This is a genomic window from Actinomadura darangshiensis (assembly GCF_004349235.1).
Classification (GTDB): Bacteria; Actinomycetota; Actinomycetes; order Streptosporangiales; family Streptosporangiaceae; genus Spirillospora; species Spirillospora darangshiensis.
In genome coordinates, this window is the sequence record NZ_SMKY01000585.1 from 1 (window position 1) to 2,062 (window position 2,062).

At 75.4% G+C, this 2,062-nt stretch carries 2 protein-coding genes; one reads left to right on the forward strand and one right to left on the reverse strand.

Going from position 1 to position 2,062, the window contains the following annotated elements; all coding sequences use genetic code 11:
* Window positions 1-1,102, reverse strand: a 1,102-nt coding sequence (locus tag E1293_RS46630; RefSeq protein ID WP_243717576.1) for a sensor histidine kinase, incomplete at its 3' end; no start/stop codon positions are given.
* A 117-nt stretch (window positions 1,103-1,219) separates the two neighbouring features.
* Here E1293_RS46630 and E1293_RS50080 point away from each other — a divergent pair.
* Window positions 1,220-2,062, forward strand: an 843-nt coding sequence (locus tag E1293_RS50080; RefSeq protein ID WP_243717577.1) for a histidine kinase, incomplete at its 3' end; no start/stop codon positions are given.

Below are 2,062 nucleotides of genomic sequence, written 5' to 3' on the forward strand. Positions count from 1 at the left end.
CGTCCACGCCCACGACCACCTCGTCCGGCAGCCGCCGCACCTCGACCGTCACCTGCGCCGCCCCCGAATGCCGGACGGCGTTGGTCAGCGCCTCCTGCACGATCCGGTACCCGGCCAGCCCGACCGGCGCCGGCAGCCCCGCCAGCCCTGCTAGCACCGAGCCGGGCCCGGCCAGGTCACCGGCCAGGTCACCGGCGCGGCGCACCGGGAGGCCCGCCGCCGCGGTCTGCTCCAGCAGCTCACCGACACGCGCCAGCGACGGCGGCGCCGAGGGCTGGCCACCGCCGTCCTCGCCGTCGACCTGGCGCAGCACGCCCAGCACCCCGCGCAGCTCCCGCAGCGTGTCCTTGCTCGCCGCCTTGATCGCCTCCAGCGCCGCATACGCCCGCTCGGCGTCGTCGCGCCGGTGCAGCGCCGCCCCGGCCTGCACGTTGATCAACGAGATCTGGTGCGCCAGCACATCGTGCAGCTCCCGCGCGATCCGCAGCCGCTCGGCGACCTCGCGGCGCCGCGCCTCGGCCTCCCGGTCCCGCTCGGCCGCCGCGGCCCGCCGCTCGGCGGCCTCGGCCCGGTCCCGGCGGCTGCGCACGTACTGCCCGAGCGCCACCGTCACCAGCAGCCCGATCGACAGCGACGCCACGCCCCGCGCGTCCACGATCGCGTCCGGATCGCCGCCGCCGCCCCCGCCGCGCGCCAGCGACACCGCCAAGAACCCGGCGTTGACGGCGATGACCGCGCCCAGCGACACGACCAGCCGGCACTCCACCGCCGCGGTGAACAACGCCACCCACAGCACCGCCGCGACCGGCCCGTCCGGGAACCCCATCGGGTAGTACAGCGGCGGCACCACCACCGCGACCACCAGCACCGCCGCCGGATACCGGCGACGCCACGCCAGCGCGCCCGACGCCACCGCGATCAGCGCCAGCCCGCCCGGCCACAGCGCACGATCCTCGGGCTTGGCCGCGGCCACGCTCATCCACACCGTCACCACCAGCGCCGCCACCGCCAGCGCGGCGTCGCCCGCCGGCCCGCACGCCAGCCCCCACAGACCACGCAGACCACGCTGTCCGCGCAGGGGGCGTGCCGGGGTCGCTGTCACGGGGCCAACCGTAGTTCAGCCGCCCCCGTCCCGCGCACCATCGGTGATCTTCACCACCGCCCCGGACCCTGACTTTCGTCAGTAACACCGCAGTTCACCGGACAGTAGCGTGGAGCCGTGAACGACTCCGCGGCCGCCCGGGCACGACACACCACCGCCCGCGACACCGCCCGCACCAACCTGGACGCCGCCGCACGGGCCGCCTTCAGGGCCGCACGGCCGTCCGCGCTGCGCGCCACCATCACCCGCCCCACCCGCGCGGCCCTGATCAAAGACGCCCTGCTGTACGCGATCCTCGCCCTGCCCGTCGCCGGCGACCTGATCTCCCCACTGCAACCCGGCCACGCCTACTGGTGGCTGAAGGCCGCCGGCCTCGCCGTCCTCGCCGCCGCCGTCGCGGTGTGCCGCGCCTGGCCCACCGCCGCGCTGCTCACCGCGATCTCACTGACCGCCGTGCACGGCAACTTCGTGTTCGCCATGCCCGTCCTGTCCTACCTGACGGGCCTGCGGACCGTCCGCGCCCAGCCCGTCCTGTGGGGCTACACCGCCGTGTTCGTCGGCGGAGTCCTGCTGTCGGTCGTCCGCGGCCTCGACGTCACCGTCTGGTTCCCCTCCACCATCTGGCTCGTCCTGTTCGGCGTCCTGCCATGGCTGGTCGGCCGCTACTGGCGCCAGCACCAGGAACTCCTGCACGCCGGATGGGAACGCGCCGAACACCTCGAACACGAGCAGCGCATCATCGCCGAACGCGAACGCCTCCGCGAACGCGCCCGCATCGCCCAGGACATGCACGACTCCCTCGGCCACGAACTCGCCCTCATCGCCGTCCGCGCCGGCGCCCTGCAGGTCGCCCCCGGCCTCGGCGAACGGCACCGCGCCGCCGCCGCCGAACTGCGCACCGGCGCCGCCGACGCCACCGACCAGCTCCGCGAGATCATCGGCGTCCTCCGCGAAGAGACC